This window comes from Lacticaseibacillus nasuensis JCM 17158 (genome assembly GCF_001434705.1).
GTDB classification, from domain to species: domain Bacteria; phylum Bacillota; class Bacilli; order Lactobacillales; family Lactobacillaceae; genus Lacticaseibacillus; species Lacticaseibacillus nasuensis.
The window spans coordinates 1-23,547 of record NZ_AZDJ01000035.1 but is presented as its reverse complement, the minus strand read 5'-3'; the positions used below and the strand labels follow the sequence as shown (position 1 = coordinate 23,547).

Here is a 23,547-nt window from a genome sequence, read left to right as displayed (position 1 = left end):
GTTGGCCTCAGTATACCATATCGGCGCAGAGCGGCGGCGAGTGCTCTGTACTAGTGTCAAGCGCAAACTGTATAATTTATTCGAAAAAAGCCGGGCATTCCGGGGCCGATTCTGCGCTATTTTGAGCCAACCACATGTTGTGAAAAGCAGCCCTGTAATCGGTTCCATTAGTGAAATCATTCCGTTCACGAGTTCACAAAAGCCTTGTTGTGACGCGCGTATCCGACTTTGCCTCACCATGAATCATCATGTTATTCGTTGTGAAAAAGTGGGCACGCCAAATCAAATGTGTTATACTAGCAGACGAATTGTGCAACTGCAAATAAGAAAGGATGATATCACCGTGGCAAATGCTGAAAAGAATCACCAAAAGGTTATCCTCGTTGGTGATGGTGCCGTTGGTTCAAGTTATGCCTATGCAATGGTTTTGCAAGGCATCGCCCAAGAAATTGGGATTGTTGATATTTTTAAGGACAAGACGAAGGGTGACGCGATTGACTTGAGCAACGCGCTGCCATTCACCGACCCGAAGACGATCTACTCCGCTGAATACAGCGACGCTAAGGATGCTGACCTTGTTGTCATCACCGCTGGCGCCCCGCAGAAGCCGGGCGAAACTCGCCTTGACCTCGTAAACAAGAACCTGAAGATTTTGAAGTCCATCGTTGACCCAATCGTTGACTCCGGCTTCAACGGCATCTTCTTGGTCGCTGCTAACCCAGTTGACATCTTGACTTACGCCACTTGGAAGCTGTCCGGCTTCCCGAAGAACCGCGTCGTTGGTTCCGGGACTTCCTTGGACACTGCCCGCTTCCGTCAATCCATCGCCGAGATGGTTGGCGTCGATGCCCGTTCCGTCCACGCCTACATCATGGGTGAACACGGTGACACCGAATTCCCTGTATGGTCCCATGCCAACATCGGCGGGATCAAGATCAGCGAATGGGTTAAGCAGCATCCAGAAATCGATGAAAGCAAGCTGGTCGACATGTTCGAAAACGTGCGTGACGCCGCTTACGAGATCATCAAGCTCAAGGGTGCGACCTTCTATGGGATCGCCACTGCGCTGGCTCGGATTTCTAAGGCCATTCTCGATGACGAAAACGCCGTATTGCCACTGTCCGTCTACATGGATGGCCAATATGGTCAGCATGACATCTTCATCGGTAGCCCTGCCGTGATCAACGCCAACGGGATCCAAAGCATTCTGGAAATCCCACTGACTGACCACGAACAAGAATCCATGAACAAGTCCGCGACCCAACTGAAGAAAGTTATCGATGACGCATTCGCTAAGAATGACATCGAAACTCGTCAGTAATTCGCGATTAACCCTCGCCTGCCCAGCGAGGGTTTTTTTGTGGCCTGAATAGTTTTCACCCTCATCATCATCTCATTTTGAAAGTCGATAGTGTTCACCAGGCTTAGCCTATGGTATGATATTGCTATCAGTAAATTTTAATTTTCATCCGTAATGACGTTGGAGGAAGCCTATGTTACTAAAATCATTGGTACTCAAAAAAGAGTTTTTGACGACCGTGAAAGAAACCGTGACGCTGGAAGAAGCGCTAAAGGTGCTGGAGGATTCCGGCTTCCGCTGCGTGCCAATTCTTGACGAAAGCGGTCAGATTTTCCGCGGTAATATTTATAAGATGCACATCTACCGCCACAAGTCCCAAGGCGGCGACATGAGCCTGCCGGTGACGTACCTCTTAAAGAACGCCACCAAGACGATCCCGGTGAACGCCCCGTTCTTCAAGGTGTTCTTCAACATCAAGGACCTGCCTTACATCGCCGTGTTGGACGAAAGCGCCAACTTCTATGGCATCTTGACCCACTCGAAGTTGCTGGCGATGCTGTCCGAGTCCTGGAACATCGGCGTCGGCTCCTACGTGCTGACGGTGGTGTCCACCGGCGACCGCGGCGACTTAGCCACCATGAGCAAGATCTTGGCCAAGTACGTGTCGATTTCCGGGTGCCTGACGCTTGACGCCAAGCGCGACGAGTTCGTCCGGCGCACCTTGTTCACCTTGCCAGCCGGCACCACGGAAGAAACCTTAAACACCATCGTGTCCAAGCTCGAGAAAAAGAACTTCCGCGTGGTCGAAATCGATGACCTGCAATCCGGGCAACCGTTGCGCGTCGACGAAGACTTGTAACCACAAAAAATCAGCCATCAGTGATGGCTGATTTTTTTGTGGCGTGGACTCGGCAGGTACTCTGCACCAGGAGTTAAAAAAACTCGGTTACCCGAGTTTTTTCATCACGCTAAATTTCTTCGCCGAGTCGCCGGATGCGGTCAAAGACCTCACCTTCTTGCGCCCGGCCGCGAAAGCCGACCGAATGGATCGTACTATTCGGCCGGTTGCGCTTGGTGTACAGCGTCGTCGGCAAAAACGCATAGTTGCCGCGCGCATGGGCGACGTAACTGGCCGTGAAGAGGTAGTCCTCGGCCAACACCAGATTCTCCTCGAACTTCAGGTGCTGCCGGCGCAACTCGCTGAGAAGAAAGGCCTTGTTCCACACGTAGCCGCCAACCGGGGTGCCGTGCGTGGCCACCTGAGCGAACGTGTCGCGCTGGCTGAGCACCTGCCACTTGCGGCTGGTATGCTGCGCGGGCCCCCACCAGCTGTAGCCCACCGCCGTTGCCTGCACGTCCCAGTCAAACCCGGCCGCCAAGCTCCCGACGAACTCCGGCGCCAACAAGTCGTCGCCATCGACAAAAATGACGGCGTCGCCGGTGGCGTGGGTCAACCCGACGTTGCGCGCCGCGCCTGGGCCGCCGTGTTGCCGGCGGATGACGGCGTGGACCCAGTCGCCGTGCCTCGCCGCAAAGTTGCGCACCTGCGTGGCGGTGTCATCGGTGCTGGCATCGTCGATCAACCACAGCTGGACCGGGTGAGTCTGCGCCACCACGCTGGTGGCAAAACTGGCAAAGTAATCACCAAGGTTATAGGTGGGTACAATCATCGTCATTTTCATCGGGGTCGCCTCCGCGCTTTACCCCTATTTTCCGCCTTATGATTCAGGCGTCAAGAAATATGGTGAGCGGCCGCCTGGCTGGCTCGGACGCGGTGGCGGTGCGGCTGCGGCGTCCAGTTCATCAACGCGATGCCGCCGAGGACCAACGCAATGCCCAGCAACTGCAGGCGGTGAAAGCCCAGCGCCAAAAAAAGAATCGACAATAGCGTGGCCGTCAGCGGCTCGAGGTTTTCGATCATGGCCGCGGACGCCGGCGCCAGCACCGTCAGGCTCGTGACGTAAAGGATGTAGGCAATCAGCGTCGCGCCAAGCACGATAAAGGCGATGGCGGCCCACCCCCAGGGCTGAATCCCGGCTGGAATGCGCCACACCGGCGCCACAACGTTCATCAAGACGGCGCCGATCACCAGCCCCCAGCCCACGACGACCAGCGGGGGTTCGGTCGCCACCAGCGGCCGCGGGACCATCGTGTACGCCGCCCCGGTGACCGCGCCGAGCGCGCCCCACCCGATGGCCGCCGGTGGCACCTGGAGTTGGGTCAGGTGACCCCCTGTGACCAGCAGCACCACCCCGATCAAGGCAATGCCGATGGCGATGGCGTCGCTGCGCCGCGGCAGGTGCCACTGGCGCAGGCACACCACGCCGGTGATGATCATCGGCACCAGCGACAACATGATGGTGGCAATGGCCGCGTTACCCGTTTGAATCGCCAACAGGTAGGTCAACTGCGCCAAGGCCACGCCGACGACGCCGAACACGATCAGGCGAATGGCCTTGGCTGGGGTTTGCCACACGCGCCACAGCGGCTGGTGCGTTGCCGCGCCGAAGCCCAGCAACAAGATGCCCGCCCAGGTCAGGCGCATGCTCACCAGCCAGGCCGGCGACGCCGCGGTGTGCATGAACAACAGATTGGCCAAGACGCCGCCGACGCCCCACATGGTGGTCCCACAAGCGGCGCGCACAGTCGCGCCGCGTTTACTCAATGGTTTCAACAGTTTTCCTTCCCTAACAAAATCGCCGGCGAACCGGCGATCAGGTGATTTAGCCCCCGAGGTAGGCGCTTTGCACGGCCGGGTTGGCCAGCAACTCGGCCCCCGTGCCACTCAAGCGCACCTTGCCATTGGCGACAACATAGCCGCGGTCGGCGATTTGCAGCGCCTGCGTGGCGTTTTGCTCAATCAACAACACCGTGGTGCCAGTGGCGTTAATCGCCTTGATGATGGCGAAAATCTTGTTGATGAACAGCGGCGCCAGGCCCATCGACGGCTCGTCCAGTAACATCAGCTTGGGCTTGGCCATCAAGGCGCGGCCCATCGCCAGCATCTGTTGCTCCCCGCCGGACAGCGTGGCGGCGTCTTGGTGGCGCCGCTCCTGCAACACGGGAAACTGCTCGAACACCGCGGTCAGTTGCGCCGCTTGCGTCTTTGGCGCGGAGTAGGCCCCCATCTTGAGGTTCTCCATGACGGTCAGCCCGGCGAACACGTGCCGGCCTTCCGGCACCTGGGCGATGCCGGCGGCGACAATTTTCGCCGCGCTGAGTTTATCGAGGCGCGTCCCTTCATAGGTAATGGTACCGCTTTTCGGCCGCAGCAAGCCGGAAATCGTCTTGAGGATGGTGCTTTTGCCGGCCCCATTCGCCCCAATCAAGGCGACGATTTCGCCGTCGTTCACGGTAAAATCGACCCCTTGCACGGCTTGAATCGCGCCGTAGTTGACGCGCAGATCCTTGACCTCAAGCATGCACGCCACCTCCCAGATACGCCGCGACCACGGCCGAGTCTTGTTGAATCTCCGCCGGGGTGCCGCTGCCGATGAGCTTGCCGTGGTCGAGCACGTAAATGCGCTCCGCCAGGCTCATCACCAGCGTCATGTCGTGTTCAATCAAGCCGACAGTGAGGTGGAACTCGCTTTGCAGACGTTGAATCAAGGTGCGCAAGGCCGCCGTTTCCTCGGGGTTCATCCCCGCGGCTGGCTCATCGAGAAAAATCATCTCCGGCGCAGTAGCCACGGCGCGCGCAATTTCCACCCGGCGCTGGGTCCCGTAAGGCAGGTTGCCGGCATCCATGTCGGCAACGTCAGTGAGGTCAAACGCCGTCAGCAACTGGTCGGTCCACTCGGTGGCGACTTGTTCTTGGCGGTAGAAGCTCGGCAGGCGCAGCACGATCGGAACGAAGTGTTCGACGTAGCGGTGCGTCATCGCCGCTTGCAAGTTGTCGCGCACGGAGAGCTGGGCGAACAGGCGAATGTTTTGAAACGTGCGGGCAATGCCCAGCTTAGCCACGGTGGCGGGTTTCTTCCCTGGCACCGCGGTCCCGGCGAAGGTGATTTCGCCGCTGGTGGGCTGAATCACGCCGGTGAGCATGTTAAACAGCGTCGTTTTCCCCGCGCCATTGGGGCCAATCAAGGCGACGATTTCGCCCTTGGCCACGTGCAGCGACACGTCGCTGACGGCATCGAGGCCGCCGAAGCGCTTGGTGACGTGGCTGACAGTCAATAGGTCACTCATGGCTAGCCTCCTTTTTGGTGAAGAACCGGGCGAAGGACCACTCGTAGCGGCCCAGCAGCCCACTTGGCTTGAACACCATGATGAGAATCAGCGCCAAGGCATAGATCACCATGCGCAAGGTGCCGAAGCTTTGTAGCACCGTGTCCAACACGCCAAGCACGATGGCGGCAATGAAGGTCCCGGTCATGCTACCGACGCCGCCGAGCACGACGATGATCAGCAGCGACACGGAATTCATGATGCCAAAATCCGTCGGCGTAATGGTTTGAATGTACACGGCGTGCAGCGACCCGGCGATGGCGGCGGTGCTGGCGCCCAGCACGAAGGCGGCCAGCTTCCACTTGGTCGGCGCAATCCCGACGGCTTCCGCGGCGATTTCGTCTTCGCGAATCGCCTGCACCGCACGGCCGGAGCGGCTATGGGCGAAGTTGCACAACATGATGGTGGTCAAGCACACCATCACGTACACCGTCGGCCAGCCGGCCAGTGGTGGAATGTTGTACATCCCCGCCGCGCCGTTGGTGATCTTCAAGTTGTTGATCACCACGCGAATGATTTCCGCGGCGCCCATGGTGGCAATGGCCAGGTAGTCCCCGCGCAGGCGCAGGGTCGGAATGCCGATGATGATGGCGACGATGACGCTGATGACGATCCCCACCAGCATCGAGACGTAGAACCCCAGCACCGTCGGCAGGCTGCTGGTGATGATGGCCGTAGCGTAGGCGCCAATGGCCATGAACCCGGCGTGGCCCAGCGAGAACTGGCCGGAAAAGCCGATGATGATATTCAACCCGGTGGCCAAAATGATGTTGATGCCGATGGTCACCAGCATGTTTTCGATGAAGGTATCGACGACGCCGACCACCACCAAGACGTTGATGAGGATAAAGCCGGCCAGCATGAGCGCGAACCACGCGGCGGCGACTTTGACTTTTGCTTTGGTCATGCTCACACCTTCTCCTTCACGTTTTTACCCAACAACCCGGTTGGCAGCAGCACCAGAATCACGATCAGCACCACGTACACCGCCGCGTCCTTGTAGGCGGACAGGCCCACCGCCTGGGTGGCCGTTTCCAGCAGGCCAATCAGGAACCCGCCGATGGCCGCGCCGGGAATCGACCCGATGCCGCCGACAACCGCGGCGACAAAGGCCTTGATGCCGGGTGTCATGCCCATCAGCGGATCGATCGAGTTGTAGTACAGGCCGATCAGCACCCCGCCGGCGCCGGCCAGCGCCGAGCCGAGCCCGAAGGTAAAGCTGATGACGTGGTCGGGGTTAATGCCGACCAAGGCCGCCGCCTCGGGATCGACGGCCACGGCGCGCATCGCCGTGCCCATCTTGGTTTTTTGGATGATCAGCTGCAAGAGCACCATCAGCACCAGCGACGTGACGAGAATCAAGATCTGGATGTTCGACACCGTGATGCCGAAGACGTCGTAGTTATGCTGGGTGATCGCCTGCGGAAAGTTGCGGGTGTTGGCGCCGAAGAGAAACGACATGCCGTTTTCGAGGAAATACGACACCCCGATGGCGGTGATCAGCGCCGTGATCCGCGGCGAGTTGCGCAGCGGCCGGTAGGCGAGATATTCGATCAGCATCCCGGCTAGCGCCGTCACCACCATCGCCGACACCAAGGCCACCAGGAAATTCACGTGGTAGGTATTAATCACGTAATAGCCCCAAAAGGCCCCGAGCATGTAGACGTCACCATGGGCGAAGTTGATCAGCTTGATGATGCCGTACACCATGGTGTAGCCCAGCGCCAAAAGCGCGTAGATGCTGCCAAGAGACAGGCCGTTCAGCGTTTGTTGGAAAAATGTATGCACGAGTGACTCCTTCTACCCACAAATGGGCAGCCCGAAACCGGACTGCCACTTGTGGACTGTTGACGAGTATTGGCCGCCGCCCGCGGCTTTTGGGCAAGCAGGACTTGCACGAGCGGCTGAAGCTTACTTGACGGCAGTCGCACTCACGACGGCGCCGTTTTCGACTTCTTCAATCATGATCGGCTTTTCCGGATCGTGATGCTTGTTGATGGTCATGGCCCCGGTGACGGCTGGCATGTTCTTGATCTTGGCCAGCGCCTTAGCGATCTTCACGGAGTTCGTGGACTTGGCGTCTTGAATCGCCTGCTTGATCATCAGCACGGAGTCGTAAGCCAGCGCGGAGAAGGTCGGCGCGTCGCTGCCATATTCGGCCTTGAAGTCCTTCATGAACTTCGCCGCCATCTTGTTGCTGGCGCCGGACTTGCTGGAAAATGGCGTCGTGTAATAAACCTTGTTGGCATTGGCCTTGCCGGCGATCTGGGACAGCTTTGGATCGGCCATGCCGTCGCTGCCGACGATTGGCGCCTTGATGCCAGCCTGGCGGGCTTGCTTGATGATCAAGCCGACCTCGGAGTAGTAACCTGGCGCGTAAATGGCGTCGACTTTTTTGTTCTTAATGGCGGTGACCAAGGCGTTGAAGTCCTTGTCGCCTTCTTGGAAGTACTGGGTCGACACGATGTTGCCCTTGTAGGCCTGCTTGAAGGCCTTGGCCAGCCCGGTGCCGTAATCCGACGAGTTGTCGGCGATGACGGCGACGTTCTTGGCCTTGATGGTGTTGGTCACAAAGTGCGCGGCGGTTTCGCCTTGGAAGTTGTTTTCAAAGCAGGCGCGGAATACGTAGTCTTGGACCTTGCCGTTCTTCTGGAGCGTGTAATCCGGGTCGGTGGCGGAAGGCGAAACGCCGGCGACTTCAGCCTTGGTCTCGTTTGGAATGGCTGCGGTGCCGTCGTTGGTCGTGGCTGGGCCGACGATGGCGACGACGCCTTCCTTGGTGGCCAACTGCGCGGTGACGCTGGCGCTGCCACTGGTCGTCGACTTGTTGTCTTGAATGACGGTTTTAATCTTCATCTTCTTGCCATTTACTTTGATTCCGCCTTGCGCGTTGATCTGCTTGACGGCGAGCTGGAAGCCTTGCTTCATTTGCTGGCCATACCCGGCGGCGGCGCCTGATAGCTCCATGTTCATCCCGATCTTGACCGTGTTGCCAGAGGCGGTGTTACCCGACTTGGCGCTTGCCTTAGCCGAACAGCCGGCCATCACCATCATGGCCGCGACTGCCGCGACCCCACTCATCATGCGATTCATTTTCATCAATAAGTCCACCTTTCGAATTTCAACGCAGCTGTGGGCGCGCATCCACAACCAGGTTGGTAACCACGAACCAACAAAAAAGTCGGCCTCACTCGTTTGAATGAGGCCGACGTTGATATCGTCGTGGCGAGCCCCATTGCCAAAGCGGAAAAAGGGCTCAACTGTTTCAGCTGCTTAGCTGAACGTCGGGTCCTTCGGCTTCAACAACAAGGCCAAAGATTGATTGGCGACCGCCAGGGTCAGAACTTGAGATTGCTTGGCCATCTTGACGGCCTCCTTTCAAAATTAATTTACGATTAGAGAATACAGAAGATTCCAACCTTTGTCAACCCGTATTTTCATTTTTTCGCGGAAGCCAGCCGAAACTCCGCGATGGCGGTGAGTAGCGCCAGCGGGAGCGGCCGGTTGTAAGGCAGGTGCAGGCTGCCCTTGGTGGTGGTCAGACCTAGCTCGGCAATCGGTTCGGCAAAGGCCACGATGGCGCTAGCCGTGGGATTAATCCCCAGGTGCTGCTTGGCCGGGGCGAAGTGAATCAGGTTCTCCCCTTGCCAAAAGGTCGGCATGCCGTAGCTCAGCCGCACTGAAGCTGCCGGTAACGCCGCGCGGAGACACTGGTAAACCACGGTGAGTTCGGCTTGGTGCGGGTGCGTCGCGATGTAATCGGTAATGACGGTCATGGCTGTCCTCCTTGGTGGTGATTTCACCTTACCACACGGCGCGCCCGTCGCCACCTTAATAGTTGCCGAAACCGGAAAAAGTGGGTATGCTGACCGTAAACTCTTGAGGAGGCGAGTGTGATGCGGACACCACACGCGGCATTAACCTTTTTCCTCGGCTTCATGTCGTTATTAACTGGGTTGTCTGGCTCTAGCACGACCCTGGCCCTGCCGGTCATCTCGCGGGAATTCGGCGTTAGCAACGCCGCGGCCACCTGGGTCGTCACCACCGGGTTGATCACCACCACAATTCTGCTGGTGATGTTCGGCCACATCGGTGATTTGTTGGGAAAAAGCACCATCTTTGTGCTCGGCGGCGGCATCTTCGTGCTGGGCTCGCTGTTCGTCGGCATCGCACCATGGTTCTGGGCCGTGCTGGCCGGACGCTTCGTGCAAGCCGTGGGCATCGCCATGATCATGGCCAACTCGATGGGCATCGTCAGCGACGCGGTGCCCGACCGCCAGCGCGCCGAGACCCTGGCCATCATCTCCATGTTTATTTCCGTCGGCTCGATTTCCGGACCGGCGCTGGGTGGACTGCTGATTTCCGTGGCCTCGTGGCGGTGGATCTACCTGATGAACGTGCCGCTGGGGCTGATCGCCTTGTGGCTCGGCGCGCGCACCGTGCCGCTGACCCGGCCGAGTCGCGCCGCGGTGGGCCAAATCTGGCGGGCGGCGAACTGGACGGGGCAAAACCTGTTTACCGCTGGCATCCTACTGTTTTTCGGCGGCGGCAGTCTGTTGGCGGTGCCGAGCAAGCGCTGGCTGGTAATCGGCGCCTTGCTGGTGGGCGCCGGGCTGACCGTCTATTCCTTCGTGCAAGACGATCACGCCAACACGCCGTGGATTGCGCCGAGCCTGTTGCGCAATCCCGATTACATGATTTCCGTCAGCACCTTGTGGATCGTTATGCTAATCAACGCCGTGTCCAACATTCTGCTGCCGTTTTACCTGCAAAGCTACCTCGGCGTGAGCGCGTGGCTAAGCGGGCTGACGCTGATGATTCAAAGCGTGGTCATGCTGCTGGTGACGCCGCTGGCCGGCTACCTCGCCGACCACTGGAATCGCTATAACCTAACGATTCTTGGGCTACTGGCGCTCATCGGCTCGCAAATCGGCTACGCCAGCTACCCCAATCACTTGAGCTGGGTGGCGGTGCTGTGGCCCATCGTGCTCAACGGCGTCGGCATGGCGTTATTCCTATCACCGAACAACGCGCTGACCATGGCGGCCGTGCCGCCGACCGTCGCCGGCGTCGCGGGGTCGCTGAACTCCTTTGCCCGCACCTTCGGCATGACTATCGGCATCAGCTTCGGTGCCCAGTTACTCTTCGCGCAGCTGCCAGGCGTCAAGGTGATCACGCCGCAAGTGGCACTGTTGCCGGCGTTTGCCAACGTCTTTTGGCTCGGCACCGCGCTGTCGGTGCTTGGCCTGGGCGTCGTGATTTACCGCCGGCTGCACGCCAATTGATGGCAGCAAAATAGCGGTCCCGCCTCGAGCTGAGGTGGGGCCGCTATTTAGGTGGTTTACGGACCGGTGGTGAGCGTCCAAGTCAGCTGGCTGCTGTAATTGCCAGCCTTTGCTTGATTGGATGAATTGATTGCCAGCGCCGGCGTGATGTGTGTCATGAGCTCGTGGGTGGTGGCGGAAACAGGAATGCTCCCGAACAGTGCCACGGGCTGACCGTCATCGGCAACAGTTTGTTGGACAGCCGGTTGCCCTGCCCAAGTCATGTTCAGCAATAACTTTGCCGTACCGGCTTGGCTGCTGATTGGCGTGCCATCCGCATTCTTGAACTGGCCTGCCGCCAAGGACACGGTGTACGATTGCCCAGCTGGCTGACGGCCATCCGCCAAAGTCATGGCGTAAGACGCGGCCTGTGGCATCAGCCAGACTTTGCTGTAGTCCGGCGCGGTGACGTCGGTGGTACTACCGTTATAGGTGCCGTTCATCAGGTCTGCCACGCTAGGCGTAGTCCCGGGTTGGCCGAAGGTGAAACTCGGCACCTGCTTCAAGGCCAATGTGCCGGCTAAAACGCTGACTGTCGCCGGATTACTCGTGGCAGTATAACTGTTCGGCAACTTGATGTTGACGTGGTAGCTGGCGCCATCATCCGTCGCCTGCAGGCCCGGCGTGGTGTAGGTCGCACCGGTCGCACCAGCAATTGGCGTCCACGTTTGCTGACCGGCCAGCCGTTTCTCCCACTGGTAGGTCCAAGTCGCCCCGGAAGGTGAACTTGGGGCCGTGAACGTCACCGTTGAGCCCACGAGCTGTTGGCCAGCCGGTGAATCCAGATGCGCAACGGTAATCTGCCGGGTATCTGTAAAGTTTCCTGCATAGTTGACCAACTTGCCGGTTACGGTCACGACGCCAGTGGCGCCTGTACTATTGGCTGTGAGCTGAGAATTCACCAATGTGGCTAAGTCAGGATTGTCCGCCGTTAAACTCAAGCCGGTAGATTGATTATAACCGTTATACCGGCCAGCGATCCCTGTTTGGGAGGTGGTTGAGGGATCATGCGTCGAATCGCTGAAAATGACGTCAGAATTACTTGTTACCCTGAATTCCGACACGTCGATGGTGGCAATGTTGCTCTGAACATCATGACCGTTCACAGTCACGATTACGCCATACTTGCCGGCGGTTTTTACCATCATATCTCCAACCGGATCTGTACTGAGCTGAATATTAGGCAAATCAAGGGTCTGATGGGTTTCACTTGGTAACGGCACGAAGCTGGTATTATTTCCTTGCCAATACTTCGTCCACTGATAGGAGTAGGCATCGCCCGAGCTCACCGGGGCGGCCAGCTTCACATCGGTTCCTGGCGCCACGGTTGCCGGTGAGGCTAGATGGGCCACTTGGATTGTCGTCGAGGCATAAACCGTCTGCCCCGCGTCAGGATAACTGGCGGTAATAATGGCAGAACCTTGCGCATTGTCTTTTGCCACAAAGCTCGGTTTGCCATTGTCGACCACCACGCTGCCAAGATCTGGATCATTCACCGTCCAACTGACTTGGGCAAGGGTCGGGGTGGTGGCACCAAGTTTCAAAGTCAGCGGCGTAGTGCCGGGCGTTGGCGAGCCGGTCACTGCAGGCGGTTGATCCGGTCCACTAAACACCAGTGGTTGGGTCGTCGTGAGCTTCAATGGCGAGTCATTAATTGTCAGCTTGGCGCTGGCAGTCGCCGTCAGGCTGAAGGCCCCATCGCCGTTCTTAGACACGGTCATCTCCGCCTTAATGGTCTGCGAGTCACCATAGTCGGCTTTGCTGACGCGGTTCAAATCTAGCGTGGTGCCACTCGTGCTTTGGAGCTTGTCGCCGACATACCACTTGACGTCGCTGGCAATCAGTCCGGCAGGCAACTGGAGCTTGAATTCCGCGTTGCCGCCGTCGTAAACCGTTTGATCGGCCAGGGTGCCAAAGTACCCCGTCGCACTGGCGGCATAATTTGTGCCGGTGACACCGGAGATACTAGGGTACGGCACAGTTTGCGGAAACGCGTAGGCCCCGGTGGCACTGCCAGCGGCTGACTTGGTCGCGGTGAATGTCGCCGCGTTCGTCCACGCGCCAGGAAGCGTATTGCTGCCAGTAAAGTTCAGCGTGACGCCAGCGGGTAGGGTGCTGCTGGCGCCAGCGCTCATCGTCGTACTGGTACCAAACGTGAACAGCGGAGTGGCAGTCGGCGTGAGGTTGAAGTTCGATGGCAGTACCAATACGGAGAAAATTGTGGAACCCACCCAATCACCAATTCCGAAGATGTTGGTTCCGCGGTATTGCACCTGAAAATACAGCCAAGTGGGCTGGGTCACGCTAGGTGCAGTCAGTTTATAACCGATGTTATTCTCGTCGCCACTGCTACCCGTGATCGCCGTTACGTTGGTTTGATTGCCACCAGCTTGGGTAGTCCCGCCATATTGACTTGAGATTGAAGCGGAACCACTCCCAATTGCAAGCGCCGTGCGAAAATTGTTTCCCGCCCATCCGCCTTTGTAAAAGCTGACGTATGTATTCACCGACTGGCCTGGCGTCAGCACGGCATACTGCGTAGCGGCGGACTGAGGGGCGGTGGCGGATTGCCAGTTCAAGTAGTTGCGATAATGGCCCTGGCTGCCAATCGACCCATCAGGTGTTAGCATATTGGGCCCCGCGGTGACGGGTTTCGCCGTCGCGCTCGGCGGCGTGATGCTGCCGGCGGCCTGGGCATGACTCAACGGAAAACCAAGTAACGCAACCATGAGCAATAAGAGTCCCCACGGCAGTGGTGACCGGAACTTATTCAACCACTTCATTGGTTTCCTCCTTTCGCCGCTTGGCTGCGAGCAACCAAAGCTCGCCGAGTACCACGACGCCTAGCCAGGCCACCCAGCGCCATTGCGCCTCACTGGTTTGGGGCAGCGGCCAACCGCGATACGGCCGCACGACGGTTTTGGTTTGCGTCGTCACTGTCGGTTTCACCGGTGGCTTGGGCCGGGTGATCGGGGCGGTTTCTGTGCCCTTGCTTGGTAGCACGGTGAACGAAGCCGTCGACGAAGAAGCCGCCGCGACTGGCTGCGGGCCAGCAGTACCCATGACGAGCAATACTGTGATGATGAAGAGCAAACGCTTTTTCATCTCGATTGCCTCCTTAGTGACCGGCTGGTGAATCGTCCTTGCGCCGGCGCTTCAGCAATAGGATCAGTAAAATCAGGATAATCAGCATCAACAAGCCAATCAGCAACCACGGCCACGGAATCTGATACTTTACCTTCAGATGGACCTGCTTGTTGATTTTCGTTGCCTGCGCCGCCGTGATCGTGAAGTTCTCTTTGAAGTGCCAGCGGTGTCCGGGGTTCGTCGCGACGAGGTCGAGCGTATACTTGCCCGGCCGCAAAGCGGTCCGACTAAACACGGCAAACGTGGCGTGTGAATTCGGCGCCATCGCATTACGAGTGGTGCTGCGCGTCAGCAACGCCTTGGTTTCGCCGCGCCGCATCACCTTGGCCTTCAGCTGCAGCCGGTTGAGAATCGTCGGCTGCGGATTGCTTAGTGTCGCTAAAACGGCCGCTTGATTGGTTTGCACGCCGGCCTTGACGCCGGTTAAGCGCAGGCGCTGCGTGATCAGGTCCTTGTTGGTTTGCACCTGCACGCCGAGTACCATGGCAAACTTGTTGCTGATGGCGAATCCTTTTGTGCGTTGCTTGTACGACTTCTGGTCTTCAGCGCGAATCGCCCCGAGCACTAGCCCCTGCAATCCGGCCTTAGGCGTCCGCAACGTGAAACTAACGCGTTGTGTCGCCTTTGGGGCCAGCGTCACCGTTTGCCCGCTGCTCATCAGCTTGGTCAAGGTGGTGCTTGCGGAAGAATCCTTCGGCGCCCCTGGCCCATAGTCGATTTGAATGTTGCTGTTCGTCCACGCCGTCGTCGGCGTGACTCGCACCTGCAACTTTTTGTCGCTTTAGTTGGTGACGTTTACCGCCAGCGTCTCGGTGGCGTTCGGCTGCAACAACACATTGAAGTAGCCATTGTTCATGCCGACTTGATTCTTTGTCAACACAGGCGAAATGGTAAACCTTGCGCCGGCCGCCGCCTGGGTTGGCTGTGCTGGCCAGGCAAACCCTGCCAGACAAGCAAGTAAGGCTAGCAGCCACCATAATTTACGTTTCTTCATTCGTCAGTTCCTTTGATCTGCGCATACTAACTAGGGCAAAAAGCCAGTGACGACTGTCGCTGGCTTTTTGGCTGATTCGACTGAACTAACGATTAATTGCCTTGACCATCAGGCGCGGAAGCCAGCGTCCAGGTGATTTGGGATTGGTAAGTCCCTGAAACGGCTGATGGTGTAGCACCGATTTTCAATGTCGCAACGCCCTGAGTAAAGGTTAGGGTGTTAGTACCAGTCCCAGTCTTCTCATCGCTTGCACCTGTGGTTGCGGCCGCACTCCAGATTGTCGCGTTAGTATTATAAATATTAGTATTCGTAGCGAGATTGTTGGCCTGCGTCCCGCTCTGGTCAGTATCCACCATTGGGCTAAATGTGAGTGTCGTAGTACCAAGCGTTACGGCGTTGTGGTCTGCAGTAAACGGCGCAGCCTGGGCACTCAACTGCCAACCCGCACTCGTACCACGGTAATCAGCAACCTGCAACGTGCCATCCTGGTTCGCATTGGACGTATCGCTCATACCATTTGTATTAGCATTACCGTTTTGGTATTCAAGGGTTGTCCCAGCAATTAAGTCTTGAACACTAGTCGTACCAAAGTTCATGTCTGGCACCTTAACTAAGGTCAACTCGCCAGGGTTTGCCACGAATGATGCCGTACTCTTACTCGGGCTCGGCGTGTCTGCCGCGTGGGCTGTGGCCTGCGGGGCGATTGCTAAACCAAGTGCGAACGCACCGGCAATAATCCAATTTGTCTTCTTCATAATCTTGTTCCCCTTTGTTTATTTATTAGTCACGATCCCCACATCGTCACATTGTATGGCTTCAGTTTAGCATGTCTTCTCCGTCTCGTCGAGCAATCAGGTGGCCACAAACGCCGCGATAACGGCGTTTTAATGGTCATCCTCACTCCTGTCGATAACATTGTTTAATCGCGGTGGCGGCTTTATGTTACAGAACTGTTACAGGCGAATGGTGATTTGCCGCGCTACTTACAATTCATTATGAAGGGTTCCCACAAATTATGGTTCGTATAAATAACGTTAGCAACCATTTATTACCCCACAAAAATAATTAATCTCTTTGGCAAAATTAATTTTTGCTCACGAACTTCTCACGCATTATCGGCCCGCCCTTTTCGCCGTTGGTGGCAGTCGTGTATCATGAAGAAGACAGGAGGGTTGGTCATGCTCATCACGCTCACCTTGGTGCCGGTTGCGCACCAAGTCACCACCTGGCTCCTCTACTTTTTCGCCTATGCCTTCATCGGCTGGCTGTGGGAAAGCGGCTATGTGTCGCTGCGCAAACACCAATGGGTCAACTCAGGCTTCTTGATTGGCCCCATTATTCCCGTCTACGGTTTCAGCATGATCGCGGTCTTAGCCTTGGTCGGCCCGGTGGAGGATCAGCTTCCCCTGCTGTACCTCGTGAGCGCCTTGGTGGTCACGGTGATCGAATACGTCACCAGTTGGCTGCTAGAGGTGCTGTTCCATGCGCGGTGGTGGGACTACAGTCACGTGCCCCTGAATCTCAACGGTCGCGTGGCCTTGCCGATTTCCGCCTGCTGGGGGTTGGGCGTCGTGCTGATCGTCAAGCTGGTCCAGCCCCTAGTGCACCACTGGGCAGCGGCAACAATCGCCGCAAGTGGCGACCTCGTGGCGGTGCTGTTGCTGGCGGCGACGACCTTCGACCTCGGCTTCACCCTGGCCAACATGCTGGCCTTTGGCGCGGCCACGCAACGCATCGGTGAAGAAATCGAGGCCCGTAAGAAAAAATTGCAGGCCCAAGTCGATGCCAACTTGGCGTGGTTGGACAGCTACCGCGCCACCGACACCAAGTTGCCACCCCTCAATTACGTCCAGCGGCGCGTGTTGAAAAGCTTTCCGCACCTCAAGCTAACCAACACCCATACACCTGCCGAAGACATCGCCAAGCTCAGCGACTTGCTGAAGCAGCGGCGGCGCCCTTAAGAAAAAATTTACTTACTGTTCGTCAGCTGTTCGCTTGTCGGCAGCGCTTTCCCCTGTTAGACTGTAAGCATACAAATTTGTAGGGCAAGCGGCCCACGGCGAGTGCAGCACCGCGGCTCGACCAATTGCCCCAGGCACCCGGAGTCACGGTACCTACAGCGCGTCTAACGTTTGCGCGTTGTCTAGGCCAGTACCGCGAATCGCCCGTGCCACTCCGCTTCGCGAAGGTGGCTTGCCACCTGCCGGCGACGGGAGTAACTGTAATGACGTGAATGGACTGAGGAAGGGCGAGTCTGCCCGGAATCAGGAAAAGTGAACAAACCGCAACTCGGACCAAGCCAATAGCCAACGTGGTAGAGATCCGGCTGGCTTAGTTGCGGGCACCATGGCGGTGTGAGGAAGTGTCGCGACTTGCTCACGCCGCTTTTTGCGTGCCTACAGAAACTTGCTGGCCTCGCGTCGTGCCAACGCGTTGAAGGCATAAGTATTCAGGCAGTCGCGCACCCAGTCGGCGTTGGTCTTGCTGTATTGGCGTAGCGCCCAGCCAATCGCTTTTTGTAAGAAGAACTCCGGGTTGGTGCGGTCGTACAAAATGGCCTGCAGTAACAGTCCCTGATCCGTGCGGGCCTTGGCCATCAGCTGTAGCGTAATGGCCACGCGGCGTTGCCAAAGACTCGGCTGGGCGTAAAACCAGCCGTACACCGTCGGCAACGCCTCAGGCTGGCGCGCCAGGTAATCGCCGTACACCTTGCGCCAACCGTCGACGCTGTCCCACCACGGCTCGTGCAAGAGCAGCGGCAACAGCGTCTGCAAGTCGGCTAGCGTGAACCGCCGGACGGTGGCGCTGGCTAGGTCGTAGGCGACATAGGTGTACTCCCGCTCGCGCCGGTGAGCCAGCGCAGCAATCCAGTCAAGCACCGTTGCCACCGGGACCTGGCGGCTGGCCTGCACCAGCGGGCGGGATTGCTGACGGCGGGCCACCGACTGCACCCCGACGAAGGGAAACTGATTCTTCATGTAAGCCGCCATTTGCGGCGCAATGTCGGCATTGCCGACTAATTGGAACGCGGCCACTGATTCACCCACCTGCATTTTCCTCCCGTTCTGGTGCAAATAAAAACCGCTGATCGCGCAGCGGTTTGGCATGCTGAATAGGAGTTTACGGGTTCACCCGCCGACTGTCAACGGTCATTTCCCGGGTAATAGCGCCGGCCGCACCTCTGCTTCAATAAAGTCCTTTAACGTCCGGGCGGGGCGGCCGAGAACCCGCGGCAACGTGTCGGTGGTGGCCTTGGCGTTGCCTAGGCGCGTGATGACATACAGCATCACCATGACGTTCACGAATTCCTTGGCGATGCCGCGTTGCAGCATCTGCCGGCGGAACTGCAACAGTCCCGGATGCGAATACGTGATGGCGATGCCGAATTGCTGGCTCATTTGGCTGGCCACCTGATCATAGGTCAGCGCCTCTGGCCCGGTGAGCGTCAGCGCCTGACCGAGGTATTGGTCATCGCGCAAGACCACCGCAGCGGCCGCGGCGATGTCGGCGCAGTCGATGAAGCTGGTCTTGGCGTGACCGGCCGGAATAAACAGGTCGTGGTGCTCGCGCAGGTCCTGGCCGTGCTCCGTTAGTAGATTTTGCATGAAGAATCTCGGCCGCAAAAACGTGTGCGGCAGCCCGAGCTCGGTAATCATGCGCTCGATCTTGCGGTGCGGCACCATCGGGTTGTGCTCGACGCCCATCAGCGACACGAATACAACCTGCTGCAGTCGCGCCGCCTGCGCCGCCTGCAGAAAGGGCAACATGTCATGGCTTGGATCGGCGAGTTGTGGCGGGCGCACGAAAAACAGCCGGTCGACCCCATTCAGCGCCGGGGCAAACGTCTCGGGCCGAAGAAAATCAAACGGCACCGTTGCCACCCCAAGTTCCTGCATGGCCGGGGTCGGTGTGTGATGGACGCCAGCGACCACGGTGACGTCTGGTGTCTTGGCCAGCAGCTGCACCAGCGGCCAGCCGATATTTCCTGTACTACCGAGTACTAAGATTGTTGTCATGCGTCTCTCCTTCTAATTGTTGCATCAACCCTGTCAGTGTCGCCTGATCCGCAGCGGGTAACGGGGCCAAAAACGCGGCCAATGTCTCATCGGCGGTGGCGGCGCAGGCCACGTAGCGCTGCTGCCCCGCCGGCGTGAGCCGCAACTCGCGCGCCCGCCGATCGCCAGGCTTTGGCGTTTCTGCCACCAGTGCTTTGGCCACTAGCCGTTGCACAACGCCTGATACCGTGACCTTGTCCATCCCCGTGGCCGTCGCGACGGCCACGGCGGTCAACGGCTCCGGCGAGCGAGCCAACGCCGCCAACACGGCCCATTGGCTAATCGTCAAGCCGGCCGGTTGCAGCGCCCGGTTCAACTCCCCCTTCAGCCGCTTGGTGCTGTTCATTAAGAGAAACCCCAGATTCGTCATATCGGCCTCGTTTCGATTTAGTAAGTATACGAACTATACTCGACTGTTTCGCCGTCGTTGTCAATCCCCATATTGCTTGGTGCGCTCAGGTTGCCGCTTACCGCCGCCAAACAATGTGCTACACTCGACCCCGGAGGAACTTACTTCATGTCGATTCAACTCGGCGCGGCGTTGACCGCGCAGCGCACCGCGCATCACCTGTCACAGGCCGATTTAGCCACGCAGCTTCAAGTCTCACCCCAAACCGTGGCCGATTGGGAAACCAACCGGCGGCAACCCGCCCTCGCCGCCTTGGTGAAGTTAAGCCAGGTACTCGCCGTGCCGGTCCAGGACCTGGTGGGCATTCGCTCGCCGCAGCCGACCAAGCGCCACTGGTGGCACCCCTTCGCCTGGAATGCAACAGAGAAAATCGTGCCCTGGTACGCCAGCGGCCACCAACGCGCCGAAGTGGCCATCGCCATGTTGATCCAGCTGTTGGCCGACGTGCCGAGTGACCAAACCGAACTGCGCGCCATTTTGGCGGATCATTATCAACGAATCATGGCCCAGGTCACCAGCGTGCCGTACGTGCTTCAGTCGCTGGAGTTACAGGTGGCCGGGTGCCTGCACCGCACGCACTATCAGTTCGCCCCTGCAGACGAGCAAGCCTTCGCGCGCCTGTTGGCCTTGAGTCACATCCGCGGCTCGCTGACCTGACCTCGCCCCAAAATTCTGGAGGTGCTTCATGACCATGCCGATCACCACGACCATCACGCCGACAACCGAACTCACCGCGCCGCAGCTGCTTGAAATCATGACCGCCCGCGTGGCCGTCTTCGTCGTCGAACAAGACTGCGCCTATCAAGAGGCCGACGCCGCGGACCGCACCGCCTTGCATGTGTGCCTGCGGCGAGACGGCAGACTCGTCGCTTACGCGCGTCTCCTCCCGCACGCAGACGGTCACCACATGAGCCTCGGCCGCGTGTTGGTGGTCAAATCTGCGCGCGGGGCGGGGCTCGGTCGGCAACTCGTCAACACTTGCTTGGCTGCGCTCGCCGAACGCTTCCCGGGCCAGCCGGTGAAGATTCAAGCCCAAGCCTACCTTCAGGACTTCTACGCCAGCTTCGGTTTCACCCCAGTTTCTGCGGTGTACCTCGAAGACGGCATCCCCCACCTCGACATGGTACTGGCAGACAAAAACGGCGACAACTAGGATTTTGCCTAGCTGCCGCCGCTTTTTAACGTCTAGATTGATGCATCATCTGCTTGGCCTTGCCGCTCATTGCCCAATAGCTCGTGGCAAAGGCGACGGGGGCCAAGGCAATTAACCAGCCCCACATGGTCTCCCTTCTTTCACCCGGTGACCCGCCGCCGGTCCAACTTCCCCGGATTCAGCTCCACCAGTTGCCCGGTAGCCCCGTACACGACCCACTCGGTCACGTTCACCACGTGGTCGCCAATGTGCTCAAGCAGCCGCGCCACCACCAAGTAACTGGTAATGGTTGCCGCGAGCTTCGGGTCAGCCCCGAGCTCGCGAATCAGGTGGTGGCGCAACCGGACGAAATCACGGTCGATCGTCAAGTCGCTTTCGGCCACCTGCCGCGCCAGGTCCGGTTCCTGGCGTAAATAGGCATCGAGACCTTGTTCCAACATCGTTTGAATCGCCAGCGTCATTTGACCCAGGAGTTCCGCCACCGACGGCAACCCGGTCGCCGTCGGTAACAACAGGGTCTCCCGCGCAATCGCCACGGCGTTGTCACCGATTTGTTCCAGATCCACGCTGGCCTTCACGACGGTCATCACCGCGCGAAACGCGGACGCCTGCGGTTGCTGCAAGGCAAGCACTCGCAGTGAGCGCCGCGCCAGGCGCAGCTCGGTTTCGTTGATGGCCCCGTCTGCTTCGATGACCTGCCGCGCCCGGTCTGGGTCGTGGCGGGCAAACGCCGTGGTGGCTTGGTAGATCTGCTCGCTGACGGCCATGCCCATTTCCGTGAACCCGGCAGTCAAGTGGCGAATGGCCTGCGTCGTGCGCGCCGTCATGGCAGTCCCCCCTTTTTTGGCACAATTGAGATTACGCCAATCGGCTCGCTCTCCCTGCGGCAATCGTTACTTCGTCGTCACCTTGCCGGTTGCATCCTTTTGCACCTTCATCGCGCTGATGCTGATGTAGCCAAGTTGCTTGACCAGCTTGCTTTGCACTTTGGCACTCATCATGTAGGCCAGGAAGCGCTTGGTGGCCGCGTTTGGCTGGCCTTTGGTATACATGTGCTCATAGGACCAAATTTTCCAATCGTTGGTCGCGACGTTAGCCTCTGTTGGCTGTACGCCGTCAACGGCGAGTGCTTGGACGTCAGCTTTAATGTAGGAAAACGCGAGGTAGGAAATCGCGCCCGGCGTCTTGGCCACGATTTGTTGCACCGTACCGCTGCTGTCCTGCTCCTGAGTCGTCTTCGCCTTTTGGCCGGCCATCACCGCCGCCTCAAAGGTCGCCCGGGTGCCGGAGCCCGTCGCGCGGTTCACCACCGTGATGGCCTCGTTCTTGCCGCCAAGTTGGTGCCAGTTCGTGAAGCGGCCGCTGAAAATCCCTCGCAGTTGCGACATCGTCAGGTTCTTGACGCCGACATCCGGATTGGTCACCGGCGCCATGCCCACCACGGCAACTTGGTGATCCACCAGTTTGGCGGCCGTCACGCCCTTCGCCTGCTCGGCAAAGATGTCGGAGTTGCCGATGGTGACCGCGCCTTGGGCCACCTGGCTCAGCCCGGTGCCGGAGCCGCCGCCTTGAACCGTGAGCTTGGCGGCAGGATGGGCGGCTTGATACTGCTCGGCAGCTTGTTCGACCAGCGGCTGCAAGGCCGTCGACCCCACCGCCACAATCTTGGTGTCGCTGCTGGCGGCTTGAGTCGCCGACTTCGCGCTTTTGCCGCAACCCGCCAAGGCCAACGTCACCGCGACAACGGTCAAGGCTATGGTAATCAGTGCTGATTTCTTCATCTTGTTCACTCCTCGTTTGATTTCCCGTCGTTGAAACAAGACCAGCATAACGAGCCAGTGTAAATTTCCACTGCCGCGCACGTAAAAATTCGGTGTTGGTTGTGTAAAGACAGGGAATCACAGCGAAGGTGACGATGTGGCAGGAGATCAGGGGCGCAGAAAAAGGCATTGCAGCCTCATCGGGTGACAAGGCTCATATGGTTCTCATCACAAGTTAAATCCACAGCACTACCGCTCAGCTTGGGGTTTCCTCAATTCATGTCACACCTGGTTTTGAAATATATGTACTGAGCGACTGATTGCGCTTCAGCCACTTCCAGATGACACCTGGTAATCCACTTAATGACGGTTATATGACCGAGCGCAAAAAAGGAGGCAACAGCCAATGCTGTTGCCTCCTTCTTAAACTTAGTCGGTTACTTCACGATCAAATTAGGTGAACTAATCCTCGTGGCGCTTCCGAATTCCAGCAGCTGCCATCAGACCCATCAAGCCAAGGAGAAGCGTTCCTGCAGTTGCAAGTGCGTTGTTATCCTTGTCTCCAGTCTTAGGCAAAATGTGCTTACTGTATGAACCTGAACTCAAGCCATCTTCGGCCTTACCAGTCTTCGAAGCTTGAACTCCATTCTTGGAAGTTTGAACCCCAGTTGTCTTAGTGCGAGTCTTGGAGCCGCCTTGAGTGTTAGGTAGAGCATGCTTACCAGATTCAGTCGTCAACTGATCGGTAATGTGCCCGTCCTTGTCAACCGTTGTAATCGTGTGTGTGCCATCACCATTATTGTGATCGACCGTCAGAGTACCATCCGGTTCGTTCGTCACAGTAGTACCATTGCCAGCATCATGTGGCTGACCATCGTTCGGTACGTCTGTACCGTTAATCGTGTGACTACCCTTCCCATCAGAAGTTGGCGTGGTTGTGGTGCCATCACCATTCTTGATTGGAGTTGTAGTCGTCTGGCCGGTAATCTTCCCGTCTTTATCAACATCAGTAACCGTATGCGTCCCGTCACCATTGTCGTGATCGACTGTCACATTACCGTCAGGCGTGGTCGTCGCAGTGGTGTTGTCACCAACATCGTGTGGCTTCCCATCACTCGGTATATCCTTACCGTTAACCGTGTGACCGCCCTTGCCGTCAGAAGTTACTGGCGTAGTTG

24 protein-coding genes and 1 pseudogene are annotated in these 23,547 nt (G+C 58.1%); 6 read left to right on the top strand and 19 right to left on the bottom strand.

Going from position 1 to position 23,547, the window contains the following annotated elements; translation table 11 throughout:
- The first annotated feature begins 343 nt into the window (after positions 1-343).
- Positions 344-1,321 carry an L-lactate dehydrogenase gene (locus FD02_RS10945; protein WP_054723459.1) on the top strand — a complete coding sequence of 326 codons (978 nt, stop codon included), beginning with the start codon at positions 344-346 and terminating at the stop codon, positions 1,319-1,321.
- Between the two features lie 172 nt (positions 1,322-1,493).
- Positions 1,494-2,159 carry a cyclic di-AMP binding protein CbpA gene (cbpA, locus tag FD02_RS10940; protein ID WP_056952331.1) on the top strand — a complete coding sequence of 222 codons (666 nt, stop codon included), beginning with the start codon at positions 1,494-1,496 and terminating at the stop codon, positions 2,157-2,159.
- 109 nt (positions 2,160-2,268) lie between these two features.
- On the opposite strand, the gene FD02_RS10935 is transcribed toward cbpA, so the two are convergent.
- The 8 genes from FD02_RS10935 to FD02_RS10900 all read right to left on the bottom strand — a co-directional run bounded on the left by FD02_RS10935 (position 2,269) and on the right by FD02_RS10900 (position 9,303).
- Positions 2,269-2,982, bottom strand: a complete 714-nt coding sequence (locus FD02_RS10935) for a glycosyltransferase (protein ID WP_056952328.1) — start codon at positions 2,980-2,982, stop codon at positions 2,269-2,271.
- A gap of 50 nt (positions 2,983-3,032) precedes the next feature.
- A complete protein-coding gene (locus tag FD02_RS10930; protein ID WP_056952324.1) occupies positions 3,033-3,974 on the bottom strand; it encodes a DMT family transporter in 942 nt (313 codons plus the stop codon).
- Positions 3,975-4,023: 49 nt separating this feature from the next.
- Entirely contained in the window at positions 4,024-4,722 is a 699-nt protein-coding gene (locus tag FD02_RS10925) for an ABC transporter ATP-binding protein (RefSeq protein ID WP_054723506.1), read from the bottom strand.
- Positions 4,715-5,488 (bottom strand): ABC transporter ATP-binding protein, encoded by a 774-nt coding sequence (locus FD02_RS10920; protein ID WP_056952320.1) that lies wholly within the window; start codon positions 5,486-5,488, stop codon positions 4,715-4,717. The genes FD02_RS10925 and FD02_RS10920 overlap by 8 nt, the downstream gene beginning before the upstream one ends.
- Positions 5,481-6,434, bottom strand: a complete 954-nt coding sequence (locus FD02_RS10915) for a branched-chain amino acid ABC transporter permease (RefSeq protein ID WP_056952315.1) — start codon at positions 6,432-6,434, stop codon at positions 5,481-5,483. Before FD02_RS10915 ends, FD02_RS10920 begins: the two co-directional genes overlap by 8 nt.
- A gap of 2 nt (positions 6,435-6,436) precedes the next feature.
- Positions 6,437-7,315, bottom strand: a complete 879-nt coding sequence (locus FD02_RS10910; protein WP_056952312.1) for a branched-chain amino acid ABC transporter permease — start codon at positions 7,313-7,315, stop codon at positions 6,437-6,439.
- Between the two features lie 123 nt (positions 7,316-7,438).
- Complete coding sequence (locus FD02_RS10905; RefSeq protein WP_056952309.1) at positions 7,439-8,626, bottom strand: ABC transporter substrate-binding protein; 1,188 nt, start codon at positions 8,624-8,626, stop codon at positions 7,439-7,441.
- Between the two features lie 338 nt (positions 8,627-8,964).
- Positions 8,965-9,303: an iron chaperone gene (locus FD02_RS10900; RefSeq protein WP_056952306.1), complete on the bottom strand. Its 339-nt coding sequence runs from the start codon at positions 9,301-9,303 to the stop codon at positions 8,965-8,967.
- Between the two features lie 120 nt (positions 9,304-9,423).
- On the opposite strand from FD02_RS10900, the gene FD02_RS10895 reads away from it, so the two are divergent.
- Positions 9,424-10,812 (top strand): MFS transporter, encoded by a 1,389-nt coding sequence (locus FD02_RS10895; RefSeq protein WP_056952303.1) that lies wholly within the window; start codon positions 9,424-9,426, stop codon positions 10,810-10,812.
- 56 nt (positions 10,813-10,868) lie between these two features.
- Here the strand turns inward: FD02_RS10895 and FD02_RS10890 are convergent, their stop codons facing one another.
- From FD02_RS10890 to FD02_RS10870, 5 genes and pseudogenes are all read right to left on the bottom strand, one after another.
- Positions 10,869-13,634, bottom strand: coding sequence for an RHS repeat domain-containing protein (locus tag FD02_RS10890; RefSeq protein ID WP_054723431.1), 2,766 nt, complete (start codon positions 13,632-13,634; stop codon positions 10,869-10,871).
- Complete coding sequence (locus FD02_RS10885; RefSeq protein ID WP_054723430.1) at positions 13,618-13,956, bottom strand: LPXTG cell wall anchor domain-containing protein; 339 nt, start codon at positions 13,954-13,956, stop codon at positions 13,618-13,620. Before FD02_RS10885 ends, FD02_RS10890 begins: the two co-directional genes overlap by 17 nt.
- Positions 13,957-13,969: 13 nt before the next feature.
- On the bottom strand, positions 13,970-14,563 hold the full coding sequence (locus FD02_RS11580; protein ID WP_225352590.1) for a DUF3324 domain-containing protein: 594 nt from the start codon (positions 14,561-14,563) through the stop codon (positions 13,970-13,972).
- Positions 14,552-14,992 (bottom strand): annotated as a pseudogene (locus tag FD02_RS11625) (DUF916 domain-containing protein); the annotation flags it as partial. The pseudogene FD02_RS11625 and the gene FD02_RS11580, both read right to left, overlap by 12 nt.
- Positions 14,993-15,084: 92 nt before the next feature.
- Positions 15,085-15,747: a WxL domain-containing protein gene (locus FD02_RS10870; protein ID WP_056952300.1), complete on the bottom strand. Its 663-nt coding sequence runs from the start codon at positions 15,745-15,747 to the stop codon at positions 15,085-15,087.
- A 423-nt stretch (positions 15,748-16,170) separates the two neighbouring features.
- Here FD02_RS10870 and FD02_RS10865 point away from each other — a divergent pair, with 423 nt between their 5' ends.
- A complete protein-coding gene (locus tag FD02_RS10865; protein WP_056952297.1) occupies positions 16,171-16,953 on the top strand; it encodes a putative ABC transporter permease in 783 nt (260 codons plus the stop codon).
- Between the two features lie 435 nt (positions 16,954-17,388).
- On the opposite strand, the gene FD02_RS10860 is transcribed toward FD02_RS10865, so the two are convergent.
- From FD02_RS10860 to FD02_RS10850, 3 genes are all read right to left on the bottom strand, one after another.
- Positions 17,389-18,039 (bottom strand): DNA alkylation repair protein, encoded by a 651-nt coding sequence (locus FD02_RS10860; RefSeq protein ID WP_225352589.1) that lies wholly within the window; start codon positions 18,037-18,039, stop codon positions 17,389-17,391.
- 102 nt (positions 18,040-18,141) lie between these two features.
- Complete coding sequence (locus FD02_RS10855; protein ID WP_056952295.1) at positions 18,142-19,008, bottom strand: NmrA family NAD(P)-binding protein; 867 nt, start codon at positions 19,006-19,008, stop codon at positions 18,142-18,144.
- Entirely contained in the window at positions 18,983-19,417 is a 435-nt protein-coding gene (locus tag FD02_RS10850; protein WP_056952292.1) for a MarR family winged helix-turn-helix transcriptional regulator, read from the bottom strand. The genes FD02_RS10855 and FD02_RS10850 overlap by 26 nt, the downstream gene beginning before the upstream one ends.
- Before the next feature lie 147 nt (positions 19,418-19,564).
- On the opposite strand from FD02_RS10850, the gene FD02_RS10845 reads away from it, so the two are divergent.
- Positions 19,565-20,113: a helix-turn-helix transcriptional regulator gene (locus FD02_RS10845; RefSeq protein WP_054723591.1), complete on the top strand. Its 549-nt coding sequence runs from the start codon at positions 19,565-19,567 to the stop codon at positions 20,111-20,113.
- 28 nt (positions 20,114-20,141) lie between these two features.
- Positions 20,142-20,609: a GNAT family N-acetyltransferase gene (locus FD02_RS10840; protein WP_054723592.1), complete on the top strand. Its 468-nt coding sequence runs from the start codon at positions 20,142-20,144 to the stop codon at positions 20,607-20,609.
- Positions 20,610-20,749: 140 nt separating this feature from the next.
- Here the strand turns inward: FD02_RS10840 and phoU are convergent, their stop codons facing one another.
- The 3 genes from phoU to FD02_RS10825 form a co-directional block, all read right to left on the bottom strand.
- Positions 20,750-21,436 (bottom strand): phosphate signaling complex protein PhoU, encoded by a 687-nt coding sequence (gene phoU / locus FD02_RS10835; RefSeq protein WP_056952289.1) that lies wholly within the window; start codon positions 21,434-21,436, stop codon positions 20,750-20,752.
- Between the two features lie 66 nt (positions 21,437-21,502).
- The gene (locus tag FD02_RS10830; protein ID WP_056952286.1) at positions 21,503-22,390 is read right to left on the bottom strand and encodes a phosphate ABC transporter substrate-binding protein PstS family protein; all 888 of its coding nucleotides are present in this window, start codon (positions 22,388-22,390) and stop codon (positions 21,503-21,505) included.
- Between the two features lie 441 nt (positions 22,391-22,831).
- Positions 22,832-23,547 (bottom strand): LPXTG cell wall anchor domain-containing protein (locus FD02_RS10825; RefSeq protein ID WP_156408300.1); only part of this gene is annotated, 716 nt, incomplete at its 5' end.

What these genes read in the sequence shown, in the direction of transcription:
- FD02_RS10890 (WP_054723431.1), bottom strand. Translation starts at nt 13,634, where the DNA reads ATGAAGTGGTTGAATAAGTTCCGGTCACCACTGCCGTGGGGACTCTTA.
- FD02_RS10925 (WP_054723506.1), bottom strand. Translation starts at nt 4,722, where the DNA reads ATGCTTGAGGTCAAGGATCTGCGCGTCAACTACGGCGCGATTCAAGCC.
- FD02_RS10840 (WP_054723592.1), top strand. Translation starts at nt 20,142, where the DNA reads ATGACCATGCCGATCACCACGACCATCACGCCGACAACCGAACTCACC.
- FD02_RS10900 (WP_056952306.1), bottom strand. Translation starts at nt 9,303, where the DNA reads ATGACCGTCATTACCGATTACATCGCGACGCACCCGCACCAAGCCGAA.
- cbpA (WP_056952331.1), top strand. Translation starts at nt 1,494, where the DNA reads ATGTTACTAAAATCATTGGTACTCAAAAAAGAGTTTTTGACGACCGTG.
- FD02_RS10830 (WP_056952286.1), bottom strand. Translation starts at nt 22,390, where the DNA reads ATGAAGAAATCAGCACTGATTACCATAGCCTTGACCGTTGTCGCGGTG.
- FD02_RS10845 (WP_054723591.1), top strand. Translation starts at nt 19,565, where the DNA reads ATGTCGATTCAACTCGGCGCGGCGTTGACCGCGCAGCGCACCGCGCAT.
- FD02_RS10870 (WP_056952300.1), bottom strand. Translation starts at nt 15,747, where the DNA reads ATGAAGAAGACAAATTGGATTATTGCCGGTGCGTTCGCACTTGGTTTA.
- FD02_RS10920 (WP_056952320.1), bottom strand. Translation starts at nt 5,488, where the DNA reads ATGAGTGACCTATTGACTGTCAGCCACGTCACCAAGCGCTTCGGCGGC.
- FD02_RS10935 (WP_056952328.1), bottom strand. Translation starts at nt 2,982, where the DNA reads ATGAAAATGACGATGATTGTACCCACCTATAACCTTGGTGATTACTTT.
- FD02_RS10865 (WP_056952297.1), top strand. Translation starts at nt 16,171, where the DNA reads ATGCTCATCACGCTCACCTTGGTGCCGGTTGCGCACCAAGTCACCACC.
- phoU (WP_056952289.1), bottom strand. Translation starts at nt 21,436, where the DNA reads ATGACGGCGCGCACGACGCAGGCCATTCGCCACTTGACTGCCGGGTTC.
- FD02_RS10895 (WP_056952303.1), top strand. Translation starts at nt 9,424, where the DNA reads ATGCGGACACCACACGCGGCATTAACCTTTTTCCTCGGCTTCATGTCG.
- FD02_RS10855 (WP_056952295.1), bottom strand. Translation starts at nt 19,008, where the DNA reads ATGACAACAATCTTAGTACTCGGTAGTACAGGAAATATCGGCTGGCCG.
- FD02_RS10885 (WP_054723430.1), bottom strand. Translation starts at nt 13,956, where the DNA reads ATGAAAAAGCGTTTGCTCTTCATCATCACAGTATTGCTCGTCATGGGT.
- FD02_RS10915 (WP_056952315.1), bottom strand. Translation starts at nt 6,434, where the DNA reads ATGACCAAAGCAAAAGTCAAAGTCGCCGCCGCGTGGTTCGCGCTCATG.
- FD02_RS10905 (WP_056952309.1), bottom strand. Translation starts at nt 8,626, where the DNA reads ATGAAAATGAATCGCATGATGAGTGGGGTCGCGGCAGTCGCGGCCATG.
- FD02_RS10850 (WP_056952292.1), bottom strand. Translation starts at nt 19,417, where the DNA reads ATGACGAATCTGGGGTTTCTCTTAATGAACAGCACCAAGCGGCTGAAG.